Raw genomic sequence first — 20816 nt, forward strand, 5'->3', positions numbered from 1 at the left:
GCTTCAGGCGAGCCCACTGCGTATCCGTCAGATCTCCACGTGCCACAACACAAGATCATCCCACCTCAAGATCCACTTCCGATACACGCCCTAGGGCCTGTCGTTTGGATCATGCCGGGCTCGCGGGGCCCAGCACGCGCATCTGCGGCGTTGTCGTCAATCACCAACGCTCCGCGTTGCCTCAATCCTCCGCCTTGCAGCTGCACGCACCGGACCCCGCTCCCTGACCCGGCCTGATCCAAACGACAGGCCCTAGAGTGATCACGTGGCCGAGTTGCACACCCCCCGCTCCCTGATCATCACGCTCTACGGCGCCTACGGGCGTCCGCCGGACGGCGCCCCGTTCGCGGTGTCGGAGCTGATCCGCCTGCTGCACGCCGTGGGCGTCGACGCCCCGTCGTCGCGTTCCTGCGTCTCGCGGCTGAAGCGGCGCGGACTGCTGGTGGCGGCCCGTGCGGCGGACGGCTCGGCGGGCTACGCGCTGTCGCCGGACGCCCGGCAGCTGCTGGACGACGGGGACCGGCGGATCTACCGGCACCCCGCACCGCGGCTCGCCGACGGCTGGGTGCTCGCGGTGTTCTCGGTGCCCGAGGCGGAGCGCAGCAAGCGCCACCTGCTGCGCTCCCGGCTGGCCCGCCTCGGTTTCGGCACGGCCGCACCCGGGGTGTGGATCGCCCCGGCCGGGCTGTACGAGGAGACCCGGCACACCCTGGAGCGGCTCGAACTCACCCCGTACGTCGACCTGTTCCGTGGCGAGCATCTCGGCTTCGCCGCCACCCGCGAGGCGGTGGCCCGGTGGTGGGACCTGGCGGCGGTGGCGCGCCTGCACCACGACTTCCTGGAGCTGCACGAGCCGGTGCTGCGGGACTGGGAGGCATCCGGGGACACCGAGGGCGAACTCCGCCCGCAGACCGCCTACCGGGACTATCTGCTGGCGCTGGACTCGTGGCGGCAGCTCCCGTACGCGGACCCGGGCCTGCCGCCGGAACTGCTGCCCGGGGACTGGCCGGGCGGCCGGTCGGCGGAGGTGTTCGACCGGCTGCACGAGCGGCTGCGGGACGCCGGGGAGCGGTTCGTACGGCCGTGACCCCCGCCGGGGGTGAAATCCGGGTGCTCCGGGCCCCGGCCCGCGGGCACGATGAGGCATGACCTGGACCTTCACGAACGACACCGGCACGTTCCTGGCCGCGGCCGGTGCGTCGCTCGCCGCGCGGCCCGTCGAGCACACGGTGGCGCTGACGGTCACCGAGCGGCTGAGGCGTGCGGGCCCGCGTCACTACGGCGGGGGTGATCCGGTGCTCGGCTGGTGGCGCGGGGCACACGGAGCGGTGGCGGGAATCCTGGTGCGCACACCGCCCCGTCCGGCGCTGCTGAGCGCCGTGCCGCCGGAGGCGGTGGGGCCGCTGGCCGACGCCCTTGGCGCGGGCCCGGAGCTGGACGCCGTCAACGCGGACCGGGACACCGCCGCGCTGCTGGCCGCCCGGCTGCCGGGCTACCGCACCGAGCAGGAGCAGCGGTTGTACCGGCTGGGCTCGCTGCGGCCGCCCTCCCCCGCGCCGGAGGGCCGGGCCAGGAGGGCGACGCGCGGGGACCGGGCCCTGCTGGTGGAGTGGGTGCAGGGGTTCGCGGATGCGACCGGGCAGGCCAGGTCGTCCGCCCTCTGGCTGGTGGACGAGGGCACGGAGCGTGGGTCGCTCACCCTCTGGGAGAGCGGCGGGGCGCCGGTGGCCCTGGCGGGACGCTCCCGGATGTCGGCGGGCACGGTGCGGGTGACGCTGGTGTACACCCCGCCGGAGCTTCGCGGCCGGAGGTACGCGGCCGCCGTGACGGCCGAGGCCTCCCGCGCCGCTCTGGAGGCGGGGGCGGCGGAGGTCCTGCTGTTCGCCGACCTCGCCAACCCGATGAGCAACGGCGTGTACCGGCGCATCGGTTACGAGCCGGTGGCGGACCGGCTGGTGCTGAGGAGGCGCGCGTGAGCGGGACGGCGGGGCTCACGCCGCCCCGCTGCCCTCCGGCTCGTCGCCGCGAACGCCGTGCGATGGCGGCGGTACGGGGACGGCGGGCAGGAGCTGCGGCCGGGGACCACCGCGTACCGGGGCGGGGCGAAGGTACACGTCACCGGCGCCCACCCGGGCGCGGGGCACGAGCAGCCGGCCGGCATCGGGCGGGGCCCGGCGGCGCGGTACCGCGCGGAGCGCCGGGGCGGCGTGCCGCTGCCACGGCTGCCTCACCCCAGAGTGAGCCGGGGTTTCGGGGCGTCCGTGCGGCCCGTGGGCGGGGGGCGGCTGCCCGCGCCGTACGGGAGCGGCCAGGGCGCGCCGGGTCCGGTGTAGCCCTGTTCGGCCGCCGCGTGCAGGGTCCAGTGCGGGTCGTACAGATGGGGGCGGGCCAGGGCGCAGAGGTCGGCGCGGCCCGCCAGGAGCAGGGAGTTGACGTCGTCCCAGGAGGAGATCGCGCCGACCGCGATCACGGGGACGTCCACGGAGTTGCGGATCCGGTCGGCGTACGGGGTCTGGTAGGAGCGGCCGTATTCGGGGCGCTCCTCGGGCACGACCTGGCCGGTGGAGACGTCGATGGCGTCGGCCCCGTGTCCGGCGAAGGCGCGGGCGATCGTGACGGCGTCCTCGGCGTCGGTGCCGCCCTCGGCCCAGTCGGTGGCGGAGATCCGCACGGTCATCGGCCGTTCCTGCGGCCAGACTTCGCGTACGGCGTCGAGGACTTCGAGGGGGAAGCGGAGTCGCCCGGCCAGTGATCCGCCGTAGGCGTCGGTGCGGCGGTTGGTGAGCGGGGAGAGGAAGCCGGAGAACAGGTATCCGTGGGCGCAGTGGAGTTCGAGGAGGTCGAAACCACTGCCGGCGGCGCGCCGGGCCGCCTCCACGAACTGCTCGCGTACGGCGTCCAGTCCGGCCCGGTCCAGTTCTGCCGGGACCTGGTTGACGCCGGGAACGTACGGGAGCGGGGAGGCGGCCGTCAGTGGCCAGTTGCCGCGCTCCAGGGGCTGGTCGATGCCCTCCCACATCAGTTTCGTGGAGCCCTTGCGGCCGGAGTGGCCGAGCTGCACGCCGATGGCGGCGCCGGGGGCGCAGGTGTGGACGAAGTCGGTGATCCGCCGCCAGGCGGCGGCCTGTTCGCCGTTCCACAGGCCGGTGCAGCCGGGGGTGATACGGCCCTCGGGGCTGACGCAGACCATCTCGGTCATGATGAGCCCGGCGCCGCCGAGCGCACGGGCCCCGAGGTGGACGAGGTGGAAGTCGGCGGGGAGCCCGTCGGTGGCGGAGTACATGTCCATGGGTGAGACGACGACGCGATTGCGCAGTTCGAGGCCGCGCAGTCGCAGCGGGGTGAACATCGGCGGGGTTCCCGGCGGGCAGCCGAACTCCTCCTCGACGGCGGCGGTGAACGAGGCGTCGCGCAGCCGGAGGTTGTCGTGGGTGACCCGGCGGCTGCGGGTGAGCAGGTTGAACGCAAAGCGCCGGGGCGGCTGGTCCACGTAGGTGGCCAGCTCCTCGAACCAGCGCAGGCTGGCGGCTGCCGCGCGCTGGGTGGAGGCGACGACCGGGCGGCGCTCGGCCTCGTACGCGGTCAGCGCGGCGGGCAGGTCCGGCTGCTCCTCGACGCAGGCGGCCAGCGCCAGGGCGTCCTCGACGGCGAGCTTGGTGCCAGATCCGATGGAGAAGTGGGCGGTGTGGGCGGCGTCCCCGATGAGCACCGTGTTCTCGTGGGACCAGCGGGAGTTGGTGACCGTACGGAAGGCGAGCCAGGAGGACCTGTTGCCGCGCAGGGGGCGGCCGTCCAGGGCTTCGGTGAAGAACTTGGCGCAGCGGGTGGTGGATTCGGCCGCGTCACAGGTGTCGAGCCCGGCGGCGCGCCAGACCTCCTCGCGCATCTCGACGATGACGGTGGAGGCGTCCGCCGCGTACGGGTAGCCGTGCAACTGCATGACGCCGTACGGGGTTTCGGCGATCTCGAAGCGGAAGGCGTCGAGCGCGAAGTCGGCGGCGAGCCAGATGTAGCGGTTGCGGTGTTCGGTGAGGGACGGACCGAAGGCTTCGGGGTGCGCGGCGCGGGTGGCGCTGTGCACCCCGTCGGCGGCGATGACCAGGTCGTGCTGGGCGGCGAGTTCGGCGGCGGGCGGGGCCACGGTGCGGAAGCGCAGGTCGACGCCGAGGCCGGCGCAGCGCTCGTGCAGGATCTCCAGGAGCCTGCGGCGGCCGAGGGCGGCGAAGCCGTGGCCGCCGGAGGTGTGGGTCCGCCCTCGGTGGACGATGTCGATCGTGTCCCAGCGAACGAATTCTCCGCTCAGCGCCCGGTACACCTCGGGGTCGGCGTGCTCGATGCCGCCGAGGGTCTCGTCGGAGAGGACGACGCCGAAGCCGAAGGTGTCGTCGGGGGCGTTGCGCTCGAAGACGGTGACCTCGCGGTCCGGGTCGAGACGTTTGAGGAGGGCCGCGGCGTAGAGCCCGCCGGGGCCGCCGCCGATGACCGCGATCCGCCGCACGGCCGAGGGGCCCCGGCGGGGGGCGGCCGCCGCATCCGGACGCCGGACGGCTTCGGGGACCGGCACGGCTACCTCCCCTGCCACTTCGGCGGCCGCTTCTCGGTGAAGGCGGCGTGGAATTCGGCGTAGTCCTCGCCGTGCATCAGGAGGGCCTGGGTGTTGGCGTCCAGCTCGACGGAGGCGGCCAGCGGCATGTCCAGTTCCGCGGTGAGCAGGGCCTTGGTCTGGGCGAGGGCGAGGGCGGGGCCGTCGGCGAGGCGGCGGGCCAGCTCGACGGCGCGCTCGTCCGCCCTCCCCTCCTCGGCCAGCTCGCTGATCAGGCCGATCCGCTCCGCCTCCGGGGCGCGGACGGCGTCCCCGAGCATCAGGAGCCGGGTGGCGTGGCCGAGGCCGACGACCCGGGGCAGCAGATAGGCCGCGCCCATGTCGCCGCCGGAGAGGCCGACCCGGGTGAAGAGGAAGGCGAAGCGGGCCGACGGGTCGGCGATCCGGAAGTCCGCCGCCAGGGCCAGCACGGCTCCGGCTCCGGCGGCGACGCCGTGGATGGCGGCGACGACGGGGAAGGGGCACTCGCGCAGGGCCCGGACGACCTGTCCGGTCATCCGGTTGAAGTCGAGGAGCTGCGCGGTGTCCATGGCCAGGGTGGCGCCGATGATCTCGTCGACGTCGCCGCCGGAGCAGAAGCCGCGCCCCTCTCCGGCGAGGACGAGGGCGCGGACGGAACGTTCCCGGGAGAGCTCGGCGAGGAGGTCGCGCAGATCCGCGTAGGCGCCGAAGGTGAGCGCGTTGAGTTTCTCGGGGCGGGCGAATGTGACGGTGGCCACACCGTCATGGCGGGTCAGCCGCAGATGACGCCATTCCTCGGTGGTCGGGGCCGAGCTGGGAAACGGGCTCATGGAGGGGTCCCCTTCAGCGATCGGGCTGCTGCCGGCCGTGCGCGGGTCGCGTTCCGCCTCCGAAGTTATCACCCTTACGTGACTGCCGTCACGAGGTCGCAATACAGCATCCGTGAGACTGTTGTGGCGAAAGTCCCCTTTGCTCCGGCCGACCGCCTCTATGGCTGGACCGGAGCGGTTCGTAAGGTGGAAACCAGGAAGCCTCGACACGAGTACGACGTGAACCCCAGAAGTCGAGACCTCCCGCTTCGAGGAAGACCCGCTCCCGAACGGAACCCTGCCGTGCCGCCCGACGTCCCCGTCCCCGCTTCCTGGCGCATCGCCCTGCCGCACTCCACCGCGGCCGTGCCGATCGCCCGCGCTCTCATCCGTACGGCACTGTCGGACATCGACGCCCCGGCCGACAGCGACACCGCCGAGCTGCTGACCGCCGAGCTGGTGGCCAACGCGGTCGAGCACACGATGGGCGGCGAGCCCATCGAGCTGATCGTGGAACTGCTGCCCACCGGCTGCCAGGTCGAGGTGCACGACCGCGACCCGGCCCCGCCGGGCGACCTGTCCCGGCCGCAGCCGGGCTGTGAGGTCGATCCCTGGCAGGAGCACGGCCGCGGTCTGCTCCTGATCCGGACCCTCAGCTCCGCGTGCGGTCACCGCACCACGGAGCACGGCAAGGCCGTGTGGTTCACGCTTCCGGCGATACCTGCGCAGCCGGGTCCTTCGCCGGGGAGCTGACCAGCCGGGAGCGCTTGCGGCCGTACACGGTGTACAGCAGCGATCCGGCGGCCAGGAAGACCGCGAACTGGACCCAGGTCGTCCAGCCGGTCCCGTACATCAGATACAGGCAGAACACGACGCCCAGCAGCGGGCTGACCGGGTAGAGCGGCACCCGGAAGGTCCGCTTCAGCTCGGGGTTGCGGCGACGGAGCACCATCACCGCGACGTTGACGGCGACCATCGTGGCGAGCGTGCCGATGGTCGTCAGGTTCACGACGACGTCGAGCGGGACGAAGGCGGCCGGGACCGCGAAGACGCAGGCCACGATCCAGGTGTTGGCGACCGGGGTGTGGGTCTTGGGCGAGACCCGCTCGAAGACGCGCGGGATGAGCCCGTCGCGGGACATCGACATCAGGATGCGGGTCTGCCCGTACATCACGGCGAGCACCACCGAGGCGATGGCGACCACCGCGCCGAAGGCGATGATGCCGCCGCCGACGGTGGAGCCGGTGACCTGGTTGACGGCGATCGAGAGGGCCGCGCTCTTGTTCGCGACGTCGTCCGAGCCGATCGCGCCGATGGCCGAGAGCGCCACCGCGCAGTAGAGCAGGGTGACGACGCCGATGCAGATCAGGATGGCGATCGGAATGTTCCGCCGCGGGTTCTTGACCTCTTCGCCGGCGGTGGTGATGGCGTCGAAGCCGATGTACGAGAAGAACGCCAGCGAGGCGCCCGCGGTGATCCCGCCGAGCCCGTGGGTCGCGAACGGCATGAGGTTGTCGTCCTGGAACGCGCTGAACGCCACGGCGCAGAACGCGATCAGGATGCCGATCTTGAGAATGGCCATGGCGGCGGTGGCGGTGGCGCTCTCCCGGACGCCGCGCACCAGCAGCGCGGCGGCCATGGCGATCACGACGACCGCGGGCAGGTTGATCACGCCGCCGTCGCCGGGCCCGGAGGACAGGGCCTCGGGGAGCTCCCAGCCGATCACGCTGTTCAGCAGCTCGTTGACGTACTGGCTCCAGCCCACCGCGACGGCGGAGACCGACACGCCGTACTCCAGCAGCAGGCACCAGCCGACGAGGAAGGCGGTGCGCTCGCCGAGGGCCGCGTACGCGAAGGAGTACGAGCTTCCGGAGACCGGGATGGCGCTGCCCAGCTCCGCGAAGGAGAGGGCGGTGAAGATGCAGGTGATCGCCGCGAGGACGAACGAGATCACGACGGCGGGACCGGCCTCGGCGACGCTGTCGGAGAGCCCGACGAAGATGCCGGTGCCGACGATCGCGCCGACCCCGAAGCAGACGAGCTGGAAGAGGCCCATCGTGCGCCTGAGGCCGTGACCCTCCAGGTCGCCGCCGGACTCGGCGATGAGCTGTTCGGGGCTCTTGCGGCGCAGGCCCGGCTTCGAGGGGCCGGGGCGCTTCGGGGTGCCGGAACGCGGCAGACCGGGGCTCATGCGGGACGTTCTCATCTCTGGTGGCGCAGTGGGGGGACGCTTCCCTGCGCGCACGGCGGCCGTGGGGGCCCCGGGCGGCATGGGCGGGGGTCCGGGCATCGCGAGCCCGAACCCCACCAAGCTGCGACATCGTAGCCACCATGACGCATGTTCACCCAATCGGGTGTATGAGCATGCGAACCCCTGCCCGTATGCGTACCGGCGGGGGCTACTTCCCGGCCAGCGTCGCCACCAGCACCGCCTTGATCGTGTGCATCCGGTTCTCCGCCTGGTCGAAGACGACCGAGTGCGCGGACTCGAAGACCTCGTCGCTGACCTCCAGCTCGGCCAGCCCGTACGTTGCGTGGATGTCCCGCCCCACCTGGGTGCCGAGGTCGTGGAAGGCGGGCAGGCAGTGCAGGAACTTCACGTCCGGATTGCCGGTGGCCCGCAGGACGTCCGCCGTCACGGCGTACGGCGCGAGCGTGGCGATGCGCTCGGCCCACACCTCCTTGGGCTCCCCCATCGAGACCCAGACATCGGTGGCGACGAAGTCGGCGCCCCGGACGCCCCGGGCGACGTCGTCGGTGAGCGTGACCGTCGCGCCGCTGACCTCGGCGAGCTCCCGGGCCCGTGCCACGACGGCCGCGTCCGGCCAGTACGCCTCGGGGGCGACGATCCTGACGTCCAGGCCGAGCAGGGCGCCGGTGATCAGGTAGGAGTTGCCCATGTTGAAGCGGGCGTCGCCGAGGTAGGCGAAGGCGCTCTCCGTGACGGGCCCCTCGCGGTGCTCGGTCATGGTGAGCACGTCGGCGAGCATCTGGGTGGGGTGCCAGTCGTCGGTGAGCCCGTTGAACACCGGCACCCCGCCGTACGCGGCCAGCTCCTCGACGGCCTGCTGGCTGTCGCCCCGGTACTCGATCCCGTCGAACATCCGGCCGAGCACCCGGGCGGTGTCCTTCACGGACTCCTTGTGGCCCATCTGGGAGCCCGAGGGGTCGAGGTAGGTGGTGGCGGCGCCCTGGTCGGCGGCGGCGACCTCGAACGCGCAGCGCGTACGGGTCGAGGTCTTCTCGAAGATCAGCGCGATGTTCTTCCCGCGCAGCCGCTGGACCTCGGCCCCGGCCTTCTTGGCCGCTTTGAGCTCGGCGGCCAGGGAGACCAGGCCGAGAAACTCCTCGGAGGTGAAGTCCAGCTCCTTGAGGAAGTGGCGGCCGGTGAGGTCTGTGGCCATGATGACTGCTCCTGGATCGGACGGGGATCGGCGCACTGCGCGCGGTAGGTGTGGAAGTCTATACGATCCATTGCATCTCTATGCGGGGCCATGGGTTCATTTCGCGGTCCGCCGTCTCTCATGGGACGGGTCCCGTTATCCGATGTGACAGGGCCCGCTCCCTCACGCCACGGGGTCCCGGTCCACGGGGCAGCTCATACAGCGCGGCCCGCCACGTCCCCGGCCCAGCTCGCTGCCCCGGATCTCGATGACCTCGATGCCCTGCTTGCGCAGATAGGTGTTGGTCGTGGCGTTGCGCTCGTACGCGACGACGACGCCGGGCTCGACCGCGAGCACGTTGCAGCCGTCGTCCCACTGCTCGCGCTCGGCCGCGTGCACGTCCTGGGTGGCGGTGAGCACCCGGATGGAGTCGAGGCCGAGGGCGGCGGCGATGGCGCGGTGCATATGCTCGGGCGGATGGTCGGTGACCTTCAGCTCGCGGGGGCCGCTGCCGGGCTCGATGGTGTACGAGCGGAGCATGCCGAGACCGGCGTACTGGGTGAAGGTGTCGCCGTCGATCATCGTCATCACCGTGTCCAGGTGCATGAACGCGCGGTGCTTGGGCATGTCGAGCGCCACGATCGTGTGCGCCGAGCCGGCGTCGAAGAGGCCCCGGGCCAGCATCTCCACCGCCTGCGGTGTGGTGCGCTCGCTCATCCCGATCAGGACCGCGCCCTTACCGATGACCAGGACGTCACCGCCCTCGATGGTGGAGGGGTAGTCGTCCTGCCCCTCCGACCAGTGGTGGAAGACGCCCGCCTCCGGGCCGGTGAAGAGGGGATGGTGCCGGTAGATGGCCTCGAAGTGGACGGTCTCGCGCTGCCGGGCGGGCCAGCGCATCGCGTTGATGGAGACTCCGTCGTAGATCCAGGCCGAGGTGTCCCGGGTGAAGAGGTGGTTGGGCAGCGGGCCGAGCAGGAAGTCGTCCAGGTCCATCACATGGAAGCGGACGGAGGTCGGTTCGCTGTGCCGCTCCAGGAACTCGCGCTTGGTCATACCGCCGACCAGCGCCTCCGCCAGCTCCTCCGAGGACAACTCCTCGAAGGCGGCGCGCAGATGCTCGGTGGCGAGCGGGCCGTACTCCTTCTCGTCGAAGACCCGGTCCAGCACGAGCCGCCGGCCCACCGGGATGTCGAGGGACTCCCGCAGGAGATCGCCGAAGAGGTGCACGGCGACTCCCCGGTCGCGCAGGACGTCGGCGAACCCGTCGTGCTCCTCACGGGCGCGGCGCACCCACAGGACGTCGTCGAACAGGAGCGCGTCCTTGTTCCTGGGGGTGAGCCGCTTCAGCTCCAGATCGGGGCGGTGCAGTATGACGCGGCGCAGCCGCCCGGCTTCGGAGTCGACATGGAATCCCATGCCTTCATCCTCACCGCGCGGAGCGCCGTTCACCCGGCGAACCGCCCACCGGTTCCGCAGATCCGCAGACGTGTCCGCGACGGGTGACCCGACGGTCAGAGCCCGGGGGCCCACCGGACCAGAGCCCGGGAGCCCACCGGATCAGAGCCGGGGGTCCACCGGCTCCGACTCCAGGGCCAGGACGGCGAACACCGCCTCGTGGATCCGCCACAGCGGCTCGCCCTCCGCCAGCCGGTCCAGGGCCTCCAGGCCGAGCGCGTACTCCCGCAGCGCCAGCGAGCGCTTGTGGCCGAGGAACCGGGAGCGCAGCCGCTGCAGATTCTCCGGGCGGGTGTACTCGGGGCCGTAGATGATCCGGAGATACTCCCGGCCGCGCACCTTGATGCCGGGCTGGACGAGCCGGTCCTTGGCGTCCCGGACGAGGGCGCCGAGCGGCTTGACGACCATGCCCTCGCCGCCGCGCCCGGTCATCTCCAGCCACCAGTCCACGCCCGCGCGCACCGAGTCCTCGTCCCCGGTGTCGACGACGAGCCGACGGGTGACCTGGAGCAGCCCGGTCGGGTCGTGCTCCACGAGCCGGTCCAGCCAGGCGAGCTGCTCGTCGTGCGGGACGGCGGCCAGGGAGCGGCCCTGGACGGCGAGGATCTGGAACGGCGCCAGGCGCACCCCGTCCAGCGCCTCGGTGGACCAGCAGTAGCGCCGGTACGCCTCGGTGAACGCGGCCGCGTCCTGGGCGCGGGCACGCTGGAGCCCGGCGAGGTCCGCCACCTCGATGCCCCGGGCGACCGCCTGTTCCAGGGCGGCGACGGCAGGCGGGAAGACCGCGCCGGAGGCCGCTCCGACGGCGGCGTACTGCGAGCGCAGCAGCCCGCCGGCCTTGAGCGACCACGGCATCAGTTCGGCGTCCAGGAGCACCCAGTCGGTACCCCACTCCTCCCAGAGCCCTGCGGTGGTGAGGGCGGTACGGAGCCGGGCCAGGACCGCTTCGGTCATGGCCGTGTCGTCCAGGAACGGCCGGCCGGTACGGGTGTACAGCGCGCCGGTGGGGCCCGCCGTGCCGAACCGCGCGGTCGCGGCCTCCGCGTCCTTGCAGACCAGGGCGACGGCCCGCGACCCCATGTGCTTCTCCTCGCACACGACCCGCTCGACGCCGTCGGCCGCGTACTGCGCGAAGGCTTCGGCCGGGTGCTCCAGGAAGCCGTCCTCGCGGGAGGTAGCGGTGGGAGCCATCGTGGGCGGGAGGTAGGCGAGGAGCTGCGGATCGACGGCGAACCGGCTCATGACCTCCAGCGCGGCGGCGGCGTTCTCCTCGCGCACGGCGACGCGTCCCAGGTGCCGGGTCTCCACGACCCGGCGGCCCTGGACGTCGGCGAGGTCCAGCGGCCGGCCCTCCCGGCCCCCGGGCGCCTCGGTGACCAGCGGCTTGACGGGCTCGTACCAGACCTTCTCGGCGGGTACGTCGACGAGTTCCCGCTCCGGCCAGCGCAGCGCGGTCATCTTCCCGCCGAAGACGGCCCCGGTGTCCAGGCAGATGGTGTTGTTGATCCAGGAGGTGCTGGGCACCGGGGTGTGGCCGTAGACCACGGTGGCACGGCCCCGGTACTCCTCGGCCCACGGGTAGCGCACAGGCAGGCCGAACTCGTCGGTCTCCCCCGTCGTGTCCCCGTACAGCGCGTGCGAGCGGACCCGTCCGGAGGTGCGGCCGTGGTACTTCTCGGGCAGCCCGGCGTGACAGACCACCAGCTTGCCGTCGTCCAGGACGTAGTGGCTGACCAGTGAGTCGATGAACTCCCGCACCTGCCCACGGAACTCGGGGTGCTCGGCGTCCTCGCGCTCCAGCTGCTCGACGGTCTCGGCCAGCCCGTGGGTGAGCTGGACCTTGCGGCCCGCGAGATAGCGTCCGAGCTTGTTCTCGTGGTTGCCGGGGACGCACAGGGCGTTGCCCGCCGACACCATGGACATCACGCGGCGCAGCACGCCGGGGCTGTCGGGCCCCCGGTCTACGAGGTCGCCGACGAACACGGCCGTACGCCCTTCGGGATGAGCGCCGTTCACGTAACCGAGCTTGCCGAGCAGGGTGTCCAGCTCGGAGCGGCAGCCGTGGATGTCCCCGATGATGTCGAACGGACCGGTGAGATGGCGCAGGTCGTTGTAGCGGCGCTCCAGGACCACTTCGGCGCTCTCCGCCTCCTCCTCGGTACGCAGGACGTGCACCTTGCGGAAGCCCTCGCGCTCCAGACCGCGCAGGGAACGCCGCAGCTCGCGGCGGTGCCGCTGGATGACATGGCGCGGCATGGAAGCGCGGTCCGGGCGGGCCGCGTTGCGGGCGGCGCAGACCTCCTCGGGGAGGTCGAGGACGATGGCGATGGGCAGGACGTCGTACTTCCGGGCCAGCTGCACGAGCTGCTTGCGGCTCTCGGACTGGACGCTGGTGGCGTCGATGACGGTGAGCCGCCCGGCCTCCAGGCGCTTGCCGGCGATGTAGTGCAGCACGTCGAAGGCATCGCGGCTGACGCTCTGGTCGTTCTCGTCGTCGGCGACCAGACCCCGGCAGAAGTCCGAGGAGAGGACCTCGGTCGGCTTGAAGTGCTTGCGCGCGAAGGTGGACTTGCCCGATCCGCTGGCGCCGATGAGGACGACGAGGGAAAGGTCGGTCACCGGCAAGGTACGCACAGCGGTACCGACCGTGGCGGCGGTGGCGGTGGCGGTGGCGGTGGCGGTGGCGGTGGCGGTGGCGGATTCTGCGCCGGTGTCGCTGTGGCCGTTGTCGTTGTTGTAGCCGTTGTCGTTGTAGCCGTTGTCGTCGTCGTTGTTGCTCTCGTTGTTCATGCAGCTTCCGCCTCCTTCGCCTTCTCGGTGTTCCCGGTTCTCCCGGTGGCTTCCGTGGTCCGGGTGAACACGGCCATCTGCGTCGGCGGTCCCACCTCGGGATCGTCCGGCCCGACCGGCACATACCGGACGGTGTATCCGTGCCGTTCGGCGACCTGCCCGGCCCAGTCCCGGAACTCGGCCCGGGTCCACTCGAAACGGTGGTCCCGGTGCCGGACGTGTCCGGCCGGGAGGGTCTCCCAGCGCACGTTGCACTCGACGTTCGGTGTGGTCACGAGCACCGTCCCCGGTCGCGCCGCGCCGAACACCGCGTACTCCAGGGCGGGCAGCCGGGGCAGATCCAGGTGCTCGACGACCTCGCTGAGCACGGCGGCGTCATACCCCGTCAGCCGCTTGTCCGTGTAGGTCAGCGAACCCTGCCGCAGGGTGACCCGGTCCGCCTGGCGCTCTCCCATCCGGTCCAGCTTCAGCCGCCGCGAGGCGATGGTGAGGGCGCGCATCGAGACGTCGACGCCCACGATCTCGGTGAAGCGCACGTCCTTGAGAAGCGCCTGCACCAACTGACCCTGACCGCAGCCGAGGTCGAGCACCCGGCTCGCCCCGGCGGAGCGCAGCGCGTCGAGGATCGCGGTGCGCCGCTGTCCGGCGAGCGGGACCGGCTTCTCCTCGGTGTCGGTGCTCTCGTCCACCGCGTTGTCGACGCATTCCACGTCGAGGTCGTCCGACTCGGCGAGCCGTACCAGCTCCAGGGCCTGGTCGGCCTGGCGGGTGAGACCCCAGCGGTGGGACAGATAGCGCCGGGTGATCAGCGGCCGCTCGGGGTGGTCTGCCAGCCAGCCCTCCCCGGCCCGCAGCAGCTTGTCCACCTCGTCGGGCGCGACCCAGTAGTGCTTGGCGTCGTCGAGGACCGGGAGCAGGATGTAGAGCTGCCGCAGCGCGTCGGCGAGCCTCAACTCGCCCTCCAGCACCAGACGTACGTAGCGCGAGTCGCCCCACGCGGGGAACTCCTCGTCCAGCGGTACGGCGGTGGCCTCGACCCGCGTCCAGCCGAGCGGCGCGAACAGCTTGTGCACCAGCTCGGCACCGCCCCGGGCGGGCAGGGCGGGCACCTCGATCCGCAGCGGCAGCGGGCTCCCGGCCCGCTCGGGCATGGCCCGGCAGACCCCGCCGAGCGCGGACTTGAACACAGCGGCAAGGGCCACCGACAACAGCGAGGACGCCGCGTAGGGGCGGTCGTTGACGTACTGCGCGAGCGCCGCGTCGGGCGCGCCTCCGCGACCCTTGCCCTTGCCGCGCCGCACCAGCGCCACCGGATCCACCTCCAGCAGGAGTGCGGCCGTGCAGCGCTCGGCGGACGCCTCGGGGTAGAAGACGTGCGCGGTGCCGTGCGAGGTGGAGAACGCCTGCGCCTTGTCGGGATGCTTGTGCAGCAGGAAGCCCAGGTCCGTGGCGGGACGTTCAGAGGTGCCGGTTGTACCGATTGTCAGGAACACCTGTCCGAGTATGATCCTCACCTCCTGCCCCCACCAGGTATTTTCTCTCGCTTGCCTCTGCCTCGCCCCTCCCTCCCCTCTCCTCTCCTCCTCCCCTTTCGGGCCAGTCCCTCTTTCCCCTATCGGCCCAGCCGCCCGGCCAGTTCCGTGATGAGGTCCGGCCCCACCCGGCAGCAGCCTCCGACGAGCCGGGCCCCGGACCGGGTCCAGGCCCGCACCCGCCCCGCGTCGAAGGTGCTGCGCCCGGTCCAGCCCCGCGCTCCGGCGTCCCAGCCCTCCCCGCTGTTCGGGTAGACCACGGCGGGCCTGCCCGTGGCCGCCACCGCCTGCTCCACGGCCCCCTGGGCCTCCTCCGGGTCGCAGCAGTTGACCCCGACCGCGAGGACGGAGTCCCGCCCCGCCGCCACCGCGAACGCCTCCTCCAGCGGCTGGCTTGCCCGGGTCCGGCCGCCGGCCACACTGTACGAGAGCCAGTACGGCAGTCCGGTCTCCTCGGCCACCCGGACCAGAGCCTCGGCCTCGTCCAGGTCCGGCACTGTCTCCAGCGCCAGGGCATCGGGCCCGGCAGCGGCCAGCGCCGCCACCCGGGGGCGATGGAAGCGCTCCAGCTCCCGGACGCTCAGCCCGTAGCGCCCCGGTACTCGCTGCCGTCCGCGAGCATCGCCCCGTACGGTCCGACCGATGCGGCGACCCAGGTCCGGCGCCCGGGGTCTGCCCGGCGCGCCGCGTCGGCGGCGCCCCGGGCCAGCCCCACGCTGCGGGCGAGCAGGGCTCCGGCTCCGGTCCGGTCGATCCCGTACCGCCCGAACCCTTCGAAGGTGGCCTGATAGCTGGCCGTGATGAGCACCTGCGCCCCCGCCCTGAGATAGGCGAGGTGAGCGGCCTCGATCTGTTCCGGCGCGTCGGCCAGCAGCCGGGCCGACCAGAGCGCGTCGGACAGGTCGCAGCCCTGTGCCTCCAGTTGGTTGGAGAGCCCGCCGTCCAGCAGGACGGGCCCGGTGTCCAGTGCCTCGGCGAGCGTGCTGCCGTTACTGGTGCTGGTGCTCACAACCGTCTCCTCCTCGTTCGCCCGGCCCGTGAAGGCCAGGCCCGGTCGAACCGAGCCCAAGCCAAGCCAAGCCAAGCCGAGCCCAGGTCAGGTCAGGTCAGGTCAGGTCAGGTCAGGTCAGGTCAGGTCAGGTCAGCTGGGACTGAATCTGCGAGGAGATCAGTTCCAGATGGTCCAGGTCGTCCAGGTCGAGAATCTGGAGGTAGATCCTCGACGAGCCGATCGCACCGTAGCCACCGATCTTGTCGACCACCTCGGCGGGCGATCCCGCCAGCCCGTTCGCCTTGAGCTCCGCCACGTCCCGGCCGATGGCCGCCGCGCGCCGGGCGACCTCGGCGTCGTCCTTGCCCGTGCAGACGATCAGCGCGTTGGAGTACACGAGGTCGTCCGGCGAGCGCCCGTGCGCCTGCGCGGCAGCCCGGACCCGGCCGAACTGCTTCTCGCTGTCCTCCAGCGAGGCGAACGGAATGTTGAACTCGTCCGCGTACTGCGCGGCGAGCCGGGGGGTGCGCGTCGCACCGTGGCCGCCGATCAGGACGGGCACCTTGGCCTGGGCGGGCTTGGGCAGCGCGGGCGAGTCGGTGAGCTGGTAGTAGGTCCCGTCGTAGCTGAAGGTCTTGCCGACCTCCGTCGACCACAGGCCGGTGACGATCGCGAGCTGTTCCTCCAGGCGGCCGAACTTCTCCTTCGGGAACGGGATGCCGTAGGCCTTGTGCTCCTCCTCGAACCAGCCTGCCCCCAGGCCCAGTTCGACCCGGCCGCCGGACATCTGGTCAACCTGGGCCACCTGGATGGCCAGCACTCCCGGAAGCCGGAACGTACCGGCGGTCATCAGCGTGCCCAGCCGGATCCGCCGGGTCTCGCGCGCCAGTCCGGCCAAGGTGATCCAGGCGTCCGTCGGTCCGGGCAGCCCGTCGCCGGAGCCCATGCGGAGATAGTGGTCGGAGCGGTAGAAGGCGTCGAAACCGAGGTCCTCGGTGGCCTTGGCGACGGTGAGCAAGGTGTCGTAGTCGGCCCCTTGCTGGGGCTCGGTGAAGATGCGAAGATCCATGCCTCCATCCTGCCCCTCCGGCGCCCGGTCCTCCTCACCAGCCCGGCCGGATCCCCCCTCCCCATCTCTCCCATCTCTCCCATCTCTCCCCCGCCTCTCCCCCCGTCTCCTCCCTGTCTCCTCCCCCTCAGGGACCGCCACCTCTCCCCCCCTAGAATCCCTCAGAGCCCCTCACGGGCCCGCCGCCGATGATGCGGGGCCGCGTATGCCGCCGTAGGGGCCGTCTCGCTCCCTCTCCCGCTCCGCCAGGCGTCTCAGCATCCCGTGCACACGGTCCAGTGATTCGTCGGCCGCGTCCATGGCCTCGATGCACTGCCAGTACAGACCGTCCTCCCCCGTGTCGCAGGCCACCCCCACGAGGGCGATCCCGGCCTCGCCGAGCAGCAGGGCCAGCCCGGCGAGGGCCGACCGCACATCGGCGATCCCGGACAACTGGGCCGCCCTGGCACCGCCGGAGAGAACCGTCGGGTGGTCCAGAGCCGAGCATCCGGCACCGATCTCCCCCAGCGCCCGCGCCTCGCTCCGTAATTCCATCGGGCCGTACAGCGCCAGCCGGCTGCCGACCGCCCGTGCGAGCGCCTGCGCCTGCCAGGCCTCCGCCATGACGTCCAGCGCGCCCCGGCTGTCCGCCAGCGCCCGCCGCCCCGCCTCGATGAGTCGCTCCGCTTCCATGTGTCTCCCCCGTCCGTAGGAAAACCCGCTCACCTCATTCATTACCCACAGTGAGGTAGACAGCACCGTAAGGCCAGAGGAAATCGGAAATCTGTGGACACGAAGCCGACTGTGGACATCTCCATCACTCCGAAGAGTGACGATCGTGAGGTTCCGGAGCGCTTGACAGGGGGAAACGCTTTTCGTTCCGCTCCAACTTGGCCGCCAGTGCCGCCGTCGGGTCGATGTCCAACACCTCGCAGAACTGCAGGAGATAGGCGAGCACGTCCGCCACCTCGTCGGCGACCCGGTGCGCCGATTCGGGGTTCTCCATGATCCGCGCCGACTGTTCGGGCGTCAGCCACTGGAAGATCTCCAGCAGTTCGGACGCCTCGACGCTGAGCGCGGCCGCCAGGTTCTTCGGGGTGTGGTACTGCCCCCAGTCCCGCGCCGCAGCGAACGCGGCCAGCCGCCGCTGGAGTTCTGCCACATCGATGTCTGTCACGGCCCCAGGTCTATCACCGGCCACCGACAGCGCCTCCCCGCTCACCTCCCGGCACGCCAAGCGCATCGCGGGCACGGCGAGCGGGGCCCGGCACGGTGAGCAGGGCCCGGCACGGCGAGCGGGGCCCGGCCCAGGAGACGGGCCCGGCGGAGGAAGAGGAAGCGGGCGAAGCGCGGCCGGGGGCGGCGGTCCGAGCCGGCTGCCGCCCCGACTGCCGCTTCCTACGACTGGGCGAGGCCCGCGGGCGTGACCCCCTCGACTTCCATGCCGACCGGCGCGAGCAGGAAGACATTGCGGTCCACGCGGTGCATCCCGCTGCCGAGGCCGAAGACCACACCACTGCTGAAGTCGAGAATCCGCTTCGCCACGTCCGATTCCGCCGCCGTCAGGTCGAGCAGCACCGGAACCTGTGCGACCAGATACTCGGCGACCTCACGCGCGTCCGCGAAGACCTGCACCCGCAGCACGACAAGGCGCCGCTGCTCGGCCGCGCGCTCGTCCGGGACGGTGCGGTGGTCGATCCGGGACGGCCACTCGTCACGGCCGCGCAGCGGTACGACCTGTGCGAGCCCCTCCCACTGTTCGTCGGTGGCGTCGTATCTGTCATACCTGTCGTACCTGCTCACAGGGCCACCCCGTCGTCGAGCCGGTCGGATGCGCTCCGGCTGCACTCACTGTTCATCGGGCAATCCTCTCGCCCCTCACCCGTTCGGCGTACCAACGACACGGTGAAGTCTCCGACCGTGTCGGTTCCGGTATCCGACGGACATCACTTCATGACGACCCGCGCCCCTCGGAACATGATGAGCCGGACCGGGCCGATCGGACCCGTACCGATCAGACCGTGATGACCTGGACCCCCGCCTCGCCGAACCGGTCCCTCGCCTCCGCCGCGATGTTGGAGTCGGTGACCAGAACGTCGACCAGCCCCAGGTCGCAGACCCGGGCGAAGGCCCGCTTGCCGATCTTCGACGAGTCGGCCGCCACCACCACCCGCTGGGCCCGCTCCGCGAGCAGCCGGTTGACGCTGGCCTCGCCCTCGTGGTGGACGTACGCGCCGCGTTCGATGTCGATGGCGTTCACCCCGAGGACGGCGACGTCCAGGGTGATCTCGTTCATCACGCCGACGGCGAGCGGGCCCGTCAGCTCGTACGACTGGGGCCTCGCGACCCCGCCCGTCACGACCATCTTGATCTGCGGCCGGATCGCCAGCTCGCTCGCGATGTTCAGGGCGTTGGTCACCACGGTCAGCGTCGGCTGCCCGCCCGCCACCGTCGCCTCGCCCACGATGTCCTGGCGTACCGCCAGCGCCCTGGCCACTTCGGTCACGGTCGTTCCGCCGGTCAGGCCGACCACTTCGCCGACGGCGACGAGGCCGGACACCGCGCGGCCGATGGCCTGCTTCTCCGGCGCGTGACGCCCCGTCTTGTAGCGGAGCGCCAGTTCGTAGGAGACCCCGTGCGCGACCGCGCCGCCCCTGGTGCGGGTCAGCAGGTGCTGTTCGGCCAGCTGGTCCAGATCGCGGCGGATGGTGGCGGCCGAGACGTCGAGCGCCGTCGCCGCCTCCTCGACGTCCACCCTGCCGTGCTTGCCGACCAGTTCCAGCAGCGCGTCCCACCGGGCGTCCCTGGACAAGAGCGTCTCCTCACCGTCCGGCGCGGGCACCGCGCTTCGCGGGAACGCGGTCGCCGGTGGCCGGACCGCCGCAAGCGTCGCACAGGGCCGCCCGGGAGCCCTTCACCCACCTGCATCTTGCTTGTTTTTGCTTGATAACCGCATGTAACGTGCAGAATTCTACATGTATACTTCATCGGCCCCGATGGCCGCGGCTACGACCGGGTCGTCGCGCTGACCCGGTCGGGGACCACGACCGAGGTGCTGGAGCTGCTGAACCGCCTGCGCGGCACCTCCCGTACGGTGCCCGTCATGACGGATCCGGAGACTCCCGTCAGGGCGGCGGCCGACGATCTCGTCGTCCTGGACGTCGCCGGCGAACGCTCCGTCGTCCAGACGCGCTTCGCCACGACCGCCCTCACCCTGCTGCGGGCCCACCTCGGCCTGCGCTCCGATGACGTGGCCGCGGACGCGGAGACCACGGCGCGGCGCAGCACCCCACGGATCAGCACGGGTCTGCACCGCACCGCACAGCCTTGCCGGAACCCCGCAGCCTGGCCGGAACCGCCGTCCCGTCCTCGGTCCGATCGACGAGACACTCCCGGGGGTGTCTCACCACTGACCGCTCAGGACTCCTCGAAGTAGGCGTCCAGGACGGCGTCCAGCTCGGCCGGCCAGCCCTTGAGCTCGCTGCGGCTCTCCGCCTCGACCTCGGCGTTGAACCAACGGCGGGTCGACAGGTGGACGGTCACCGTGAACCTGCGGCCGAAGCGGGCCGGGGTGGTCTCCACGGCGCCGATCTCGTCCCAGCCGAACTCGGCCTCCTGGTCGTCCAGCCGGAACCGGACACCTTCCCGGGCCACCCGGATCGAGCCGCGCCGGTCGCTGACCTCGAATACGGGGCCCTCCTCGACGTCATCGCCCTCGGTCCCGCCTTCCGCTCCGGCATCGCCCGCCGCCGATTCCGATTCCGGTTCCTTGTCGGCGTCGGCCTCCGCGGTCGCCCCTTCGGGCTCGTCGCCGCGTTCCCGCTCCGACTCCGGAGCGGCATCCTCCGGACCGGCCTCCGATTCCGGTTCGGGCTTCCGGGTCGCGACGGGCGCCGCCAGTCCGGGCAGGGGGATGAACGCCGGGTCGGTGCCTGCGGCGAACTCGGGCTTCTTGTTCGGATCTATGCTCTGCTCCACGGCGGGCAGTATGGCCGACGAACCTGTACGTGACCAGTCGTCACCGTCCCGGCGCCGTCCCCTGCCCCCGCCCCGCAGGCGAACTGCCTCCCAGGGAACGGCCGGAGCCCGGTCCCAGCGGCATCGGATCCCGGACAGGCGCGCCTGGTCAGGACAGGCCGTCCGTGATGAGGCCGTGCCGAGGCTGCCAGGGAGGCACGAGCGGATGGACCAGGGGGAGGCACGTACGGATGGACCAGGGCGGCGACCTGCGGCAGGGATCG

General features: G+C 71.7%; 16 protein-coding genes and 2 pseudogenes. 4 read left to right on the forward strand and 14 right to left on the reverse strand.

Going from position 1 to position 20816, the window contains the following annotated elements:
* Window positions 1–265 precede the first annotated feature (265 nt).
* Together ACGF2Y_RS34845 and ACGF2Y_RS34850 are read left to right on the forward strand one after the other, a co-directional pair.
* On the forward strand, window positions 266–1087 hold the full coding sequence (locus tag ACGF2Y_RS34845) for a PaaX family transcriptional regulator C-terminal domain-containing protein (protein ID WP_392955702.1): 822 nt from the start codon (window positions 266–268) through the stop codon (window positions 1085–1087).
* 58 nt (window positions 1088–1145) lie between these two features.
* Window positions 1146–1976 (forward strand): GNAT family N-acetyltransferase, encoded by an 831-nt coding sequence (locus ACGF2Y_RS34850; RefSeq protein WP_392955704.1) that lies wholly within the window; start codon window positions 1146–1148, stop codon window positions 1974–1976.
* Between the two features lie 251 nt (window positions 1977–2227).
* On the opposite strand, the gene ACGF2Y_RS34855 is transcribed toward ACGF2Y_RS34850, so the two are convergent.
* Both ACGF2Y_RS34855 and ACGF2Y_RS34860 read right to left on the reverse strand, forming a co-directional pair.
* Window positions 2228–4498, reverse strand: a complete 2271-nt coding sequence (locus ACGF2Y_RS34855) for a bifunctional salicylyl-CoA 5-hydroxylase/oxidoreductase (protein WP_392955740.1) — start codon at window positions 4496–4498, stop codon at window positions 2228–2230.
* 68 nt (window positions 4499–4566) lie between these two features.
* Entirely contained in the window at window positions 4567–5394 is an 828-nt protein-coding gene (locus tag ACGF2Y_RS34860) for an enoyl-CoA hydratase family protein (protein ID WP_392955706.1), read from the reverse strand.
* Between the two features lie 282 nt (window positions 5395–5676).
* On the opposite strand from ACGF2Y_RS34860, the gene ACGF2Y_RS34865 reads away from it, so the two are divergent.
* A complete protein-coding gene (locus ACGF2Y_RS34865; RefSeq protein ID WP_392955707.1) occupies window positions 5677–6126 on the forward strand; it encodes an ATP-binding protein in 450 nt (149 codons plus the stop codon).
* Here ACGF2Y_RS34865 and ACGF2Y_RS34870 read toward each other — a convergent pair.
* The 11 genes and pseudogenes from ACGF2Y_RS34870 to ACGF2Y_RS34920 all read right to left on the reverse strand — a co-directional run bounded on the left by ACGF2Y_RS34870 (window position 6077) and on the right by ACGF2Y_RS34920 (window position 19387).
* A complete protein-coding gene (locus ACGF2Y_RS34870; protein WP_392955709.1) occupies window positions 6077–7564 on the reverse strand; it encodes an amino acid permease in 1488 nt (495 codons plus the stop codon). The genes ACGF2Y_RS34865 and ACGF2Y_RS34870 overlap by 50 nt on opposite strands.
* Before the next feature lie 208 nt (window positions 7565–7772).
* Window positions 7773–8777, reverse strand: a complete 1005-nt coding sequence (gene argF / locus ACGF2Y_RS34875) for an ornithine carbamoyltransferase (protein ID WP_392955711.1) — start codon at window positions 8775–8777, stop codon at window positions 7773–7775.
* A gap of 162 nt (window positions 8778–8939) precedes the next feature.
* Window positions 8940–10175: an arginine deiminase gene (locus ACGF2Y_RS34880; protein WP_392955713.1), complete on the reverse strand. Its 1236-nt coding sequence runs from the start codon at window positions 10173–10175 to the stop codon at window positions 8940–8942.
* 141 nt (window positions 10176–10316) lie between these two features.
* Window positions 10317–13004: a polynucleotide kinase-phosphatase gene (locus tag ACGF2Y_RS34885; RefSeq protein ID WP_392955715.1), complete on the reverse strand. Its 2688-nt coding sequence runs from the start codon at window positions 13002–13004 to the stop codon at window positions 10317–10319.
* Window positions 13001–14497, reverse strand: a complete 1497-nt coding sequence (locus ACGF2Y_RS34890; protein WP_392955717.1) for a 3' terminal RNA ribose 2'-O-methyltransferase Hen1 — start codon at window positions 14495–14497, stop codon at window positions 13001–13003. Before ACGF2Y_RS34890 ends, ACGF2Y_RS34885 begins: the two co-directional genes overlap by 4 nt.
* A gap of 119 nt (window positions 14498–14616) precedes the next feature.
* Window positions 14617–15545, reverse strand: a pseudogene (mmuM, locus tag ACGF2Y_RS34895) (homocysteine S-methyltransferase).
* 127 nt (window positions 15546–15672) lie between these two features.
* Complete coding sequence (locus tag ACGF2Y_RS34900) at window positions 15673–16596, reverse strand: LLM class F420-dependent oxidoreductase (RefSeq protein WP_392955719.1); 924 nt, start codon at window positions 16594–16596, stop codon at window positions 15673–15675.
* Window positions 16597–16767: 171 nt separating this feature from the next.
* Entirely contained in the window at window positions 16768–17268 is a 501-nt protein-coding gene (locus tag ACGF2Y_RS34905) for a DUF6099 family protein (RefSeq protein WP_392955721.1), read from the reverse strand.
* Between the two features lie 124 nt (window positions 17269–17392).
* Window positions 17393–17752 carry a nucleotide pyrophosphohydrolase gene (locus tag ACGF2Y_RS34910; protein WP_392955722.1) on the reverse strand — a complete coding sequence of 120 codons (360 nt, stop codon included), beginning with the start codon at window positions 17750–17752 and terminating at the stop codon, window positions 17393–17395.
* Between the two features lie 221 nt (window positions 17753–17973).
* Entirely contained in the window at window positions 17974–18378 is a 405-nt protein-coding gene (locus ACGF2Y_RS34915) for a cell division protein SepF (RefSeq protein ID WP_073220783.1), read from the reverse strand.
* A 211-nt stretch (window positions 18379–18589) separates the two neighbouring features.
* Window positions 18590–19387, reverse strand: a complete 798-nt coding sequence (locus ACGF2Y_RS34920; protein ID WP_392955725.1) for a DeoR/GlpR family DNA-binding transcription regulator — start codon at window positions 19385–19387, stop codon at window positions 18590–18592.
* A 180-nt stretch (window positions 19388–19567) separates the two neighbouring features.
* Here ACGF2Y_RS34920 and ACGF2Y_RS34925 point away from each other — a divergent pair.
* Window positions 19568–19867 (forward strand): annotated as a pseudogene (locus ACGF2Y_RS34925) (sugar isomerase); the annotation flags it as partial.
* Window positions 19868–19992: 125 nt separating this feature from the next.
* Here the strand turns inward: ACGF2Y_RS34925 and ACGF2Y_RS34930 are convergent.
* Complete coding sequence (locus tag ACGF2Y_RS34930) at window positions 19993–20553, reverse strand: hypothetical protein (RefSeq protein ID WP_392955727.1); 561 nt, start codon at window positions 20551–20553, stop codon at window positions 19993–19995.
* Window positions 20554–20816: the final 263 nt, after the last annotated feature.

The organism is Streptomyces sp. NPDC048142, assembly GCF_043202835.1.
In the GTDB taxonomy this organism is placed as follows: Bacteria; Actinomycetota; Actinomycetes; order Streptomycetales; family Streptomycetaceae; genus Streptomyces.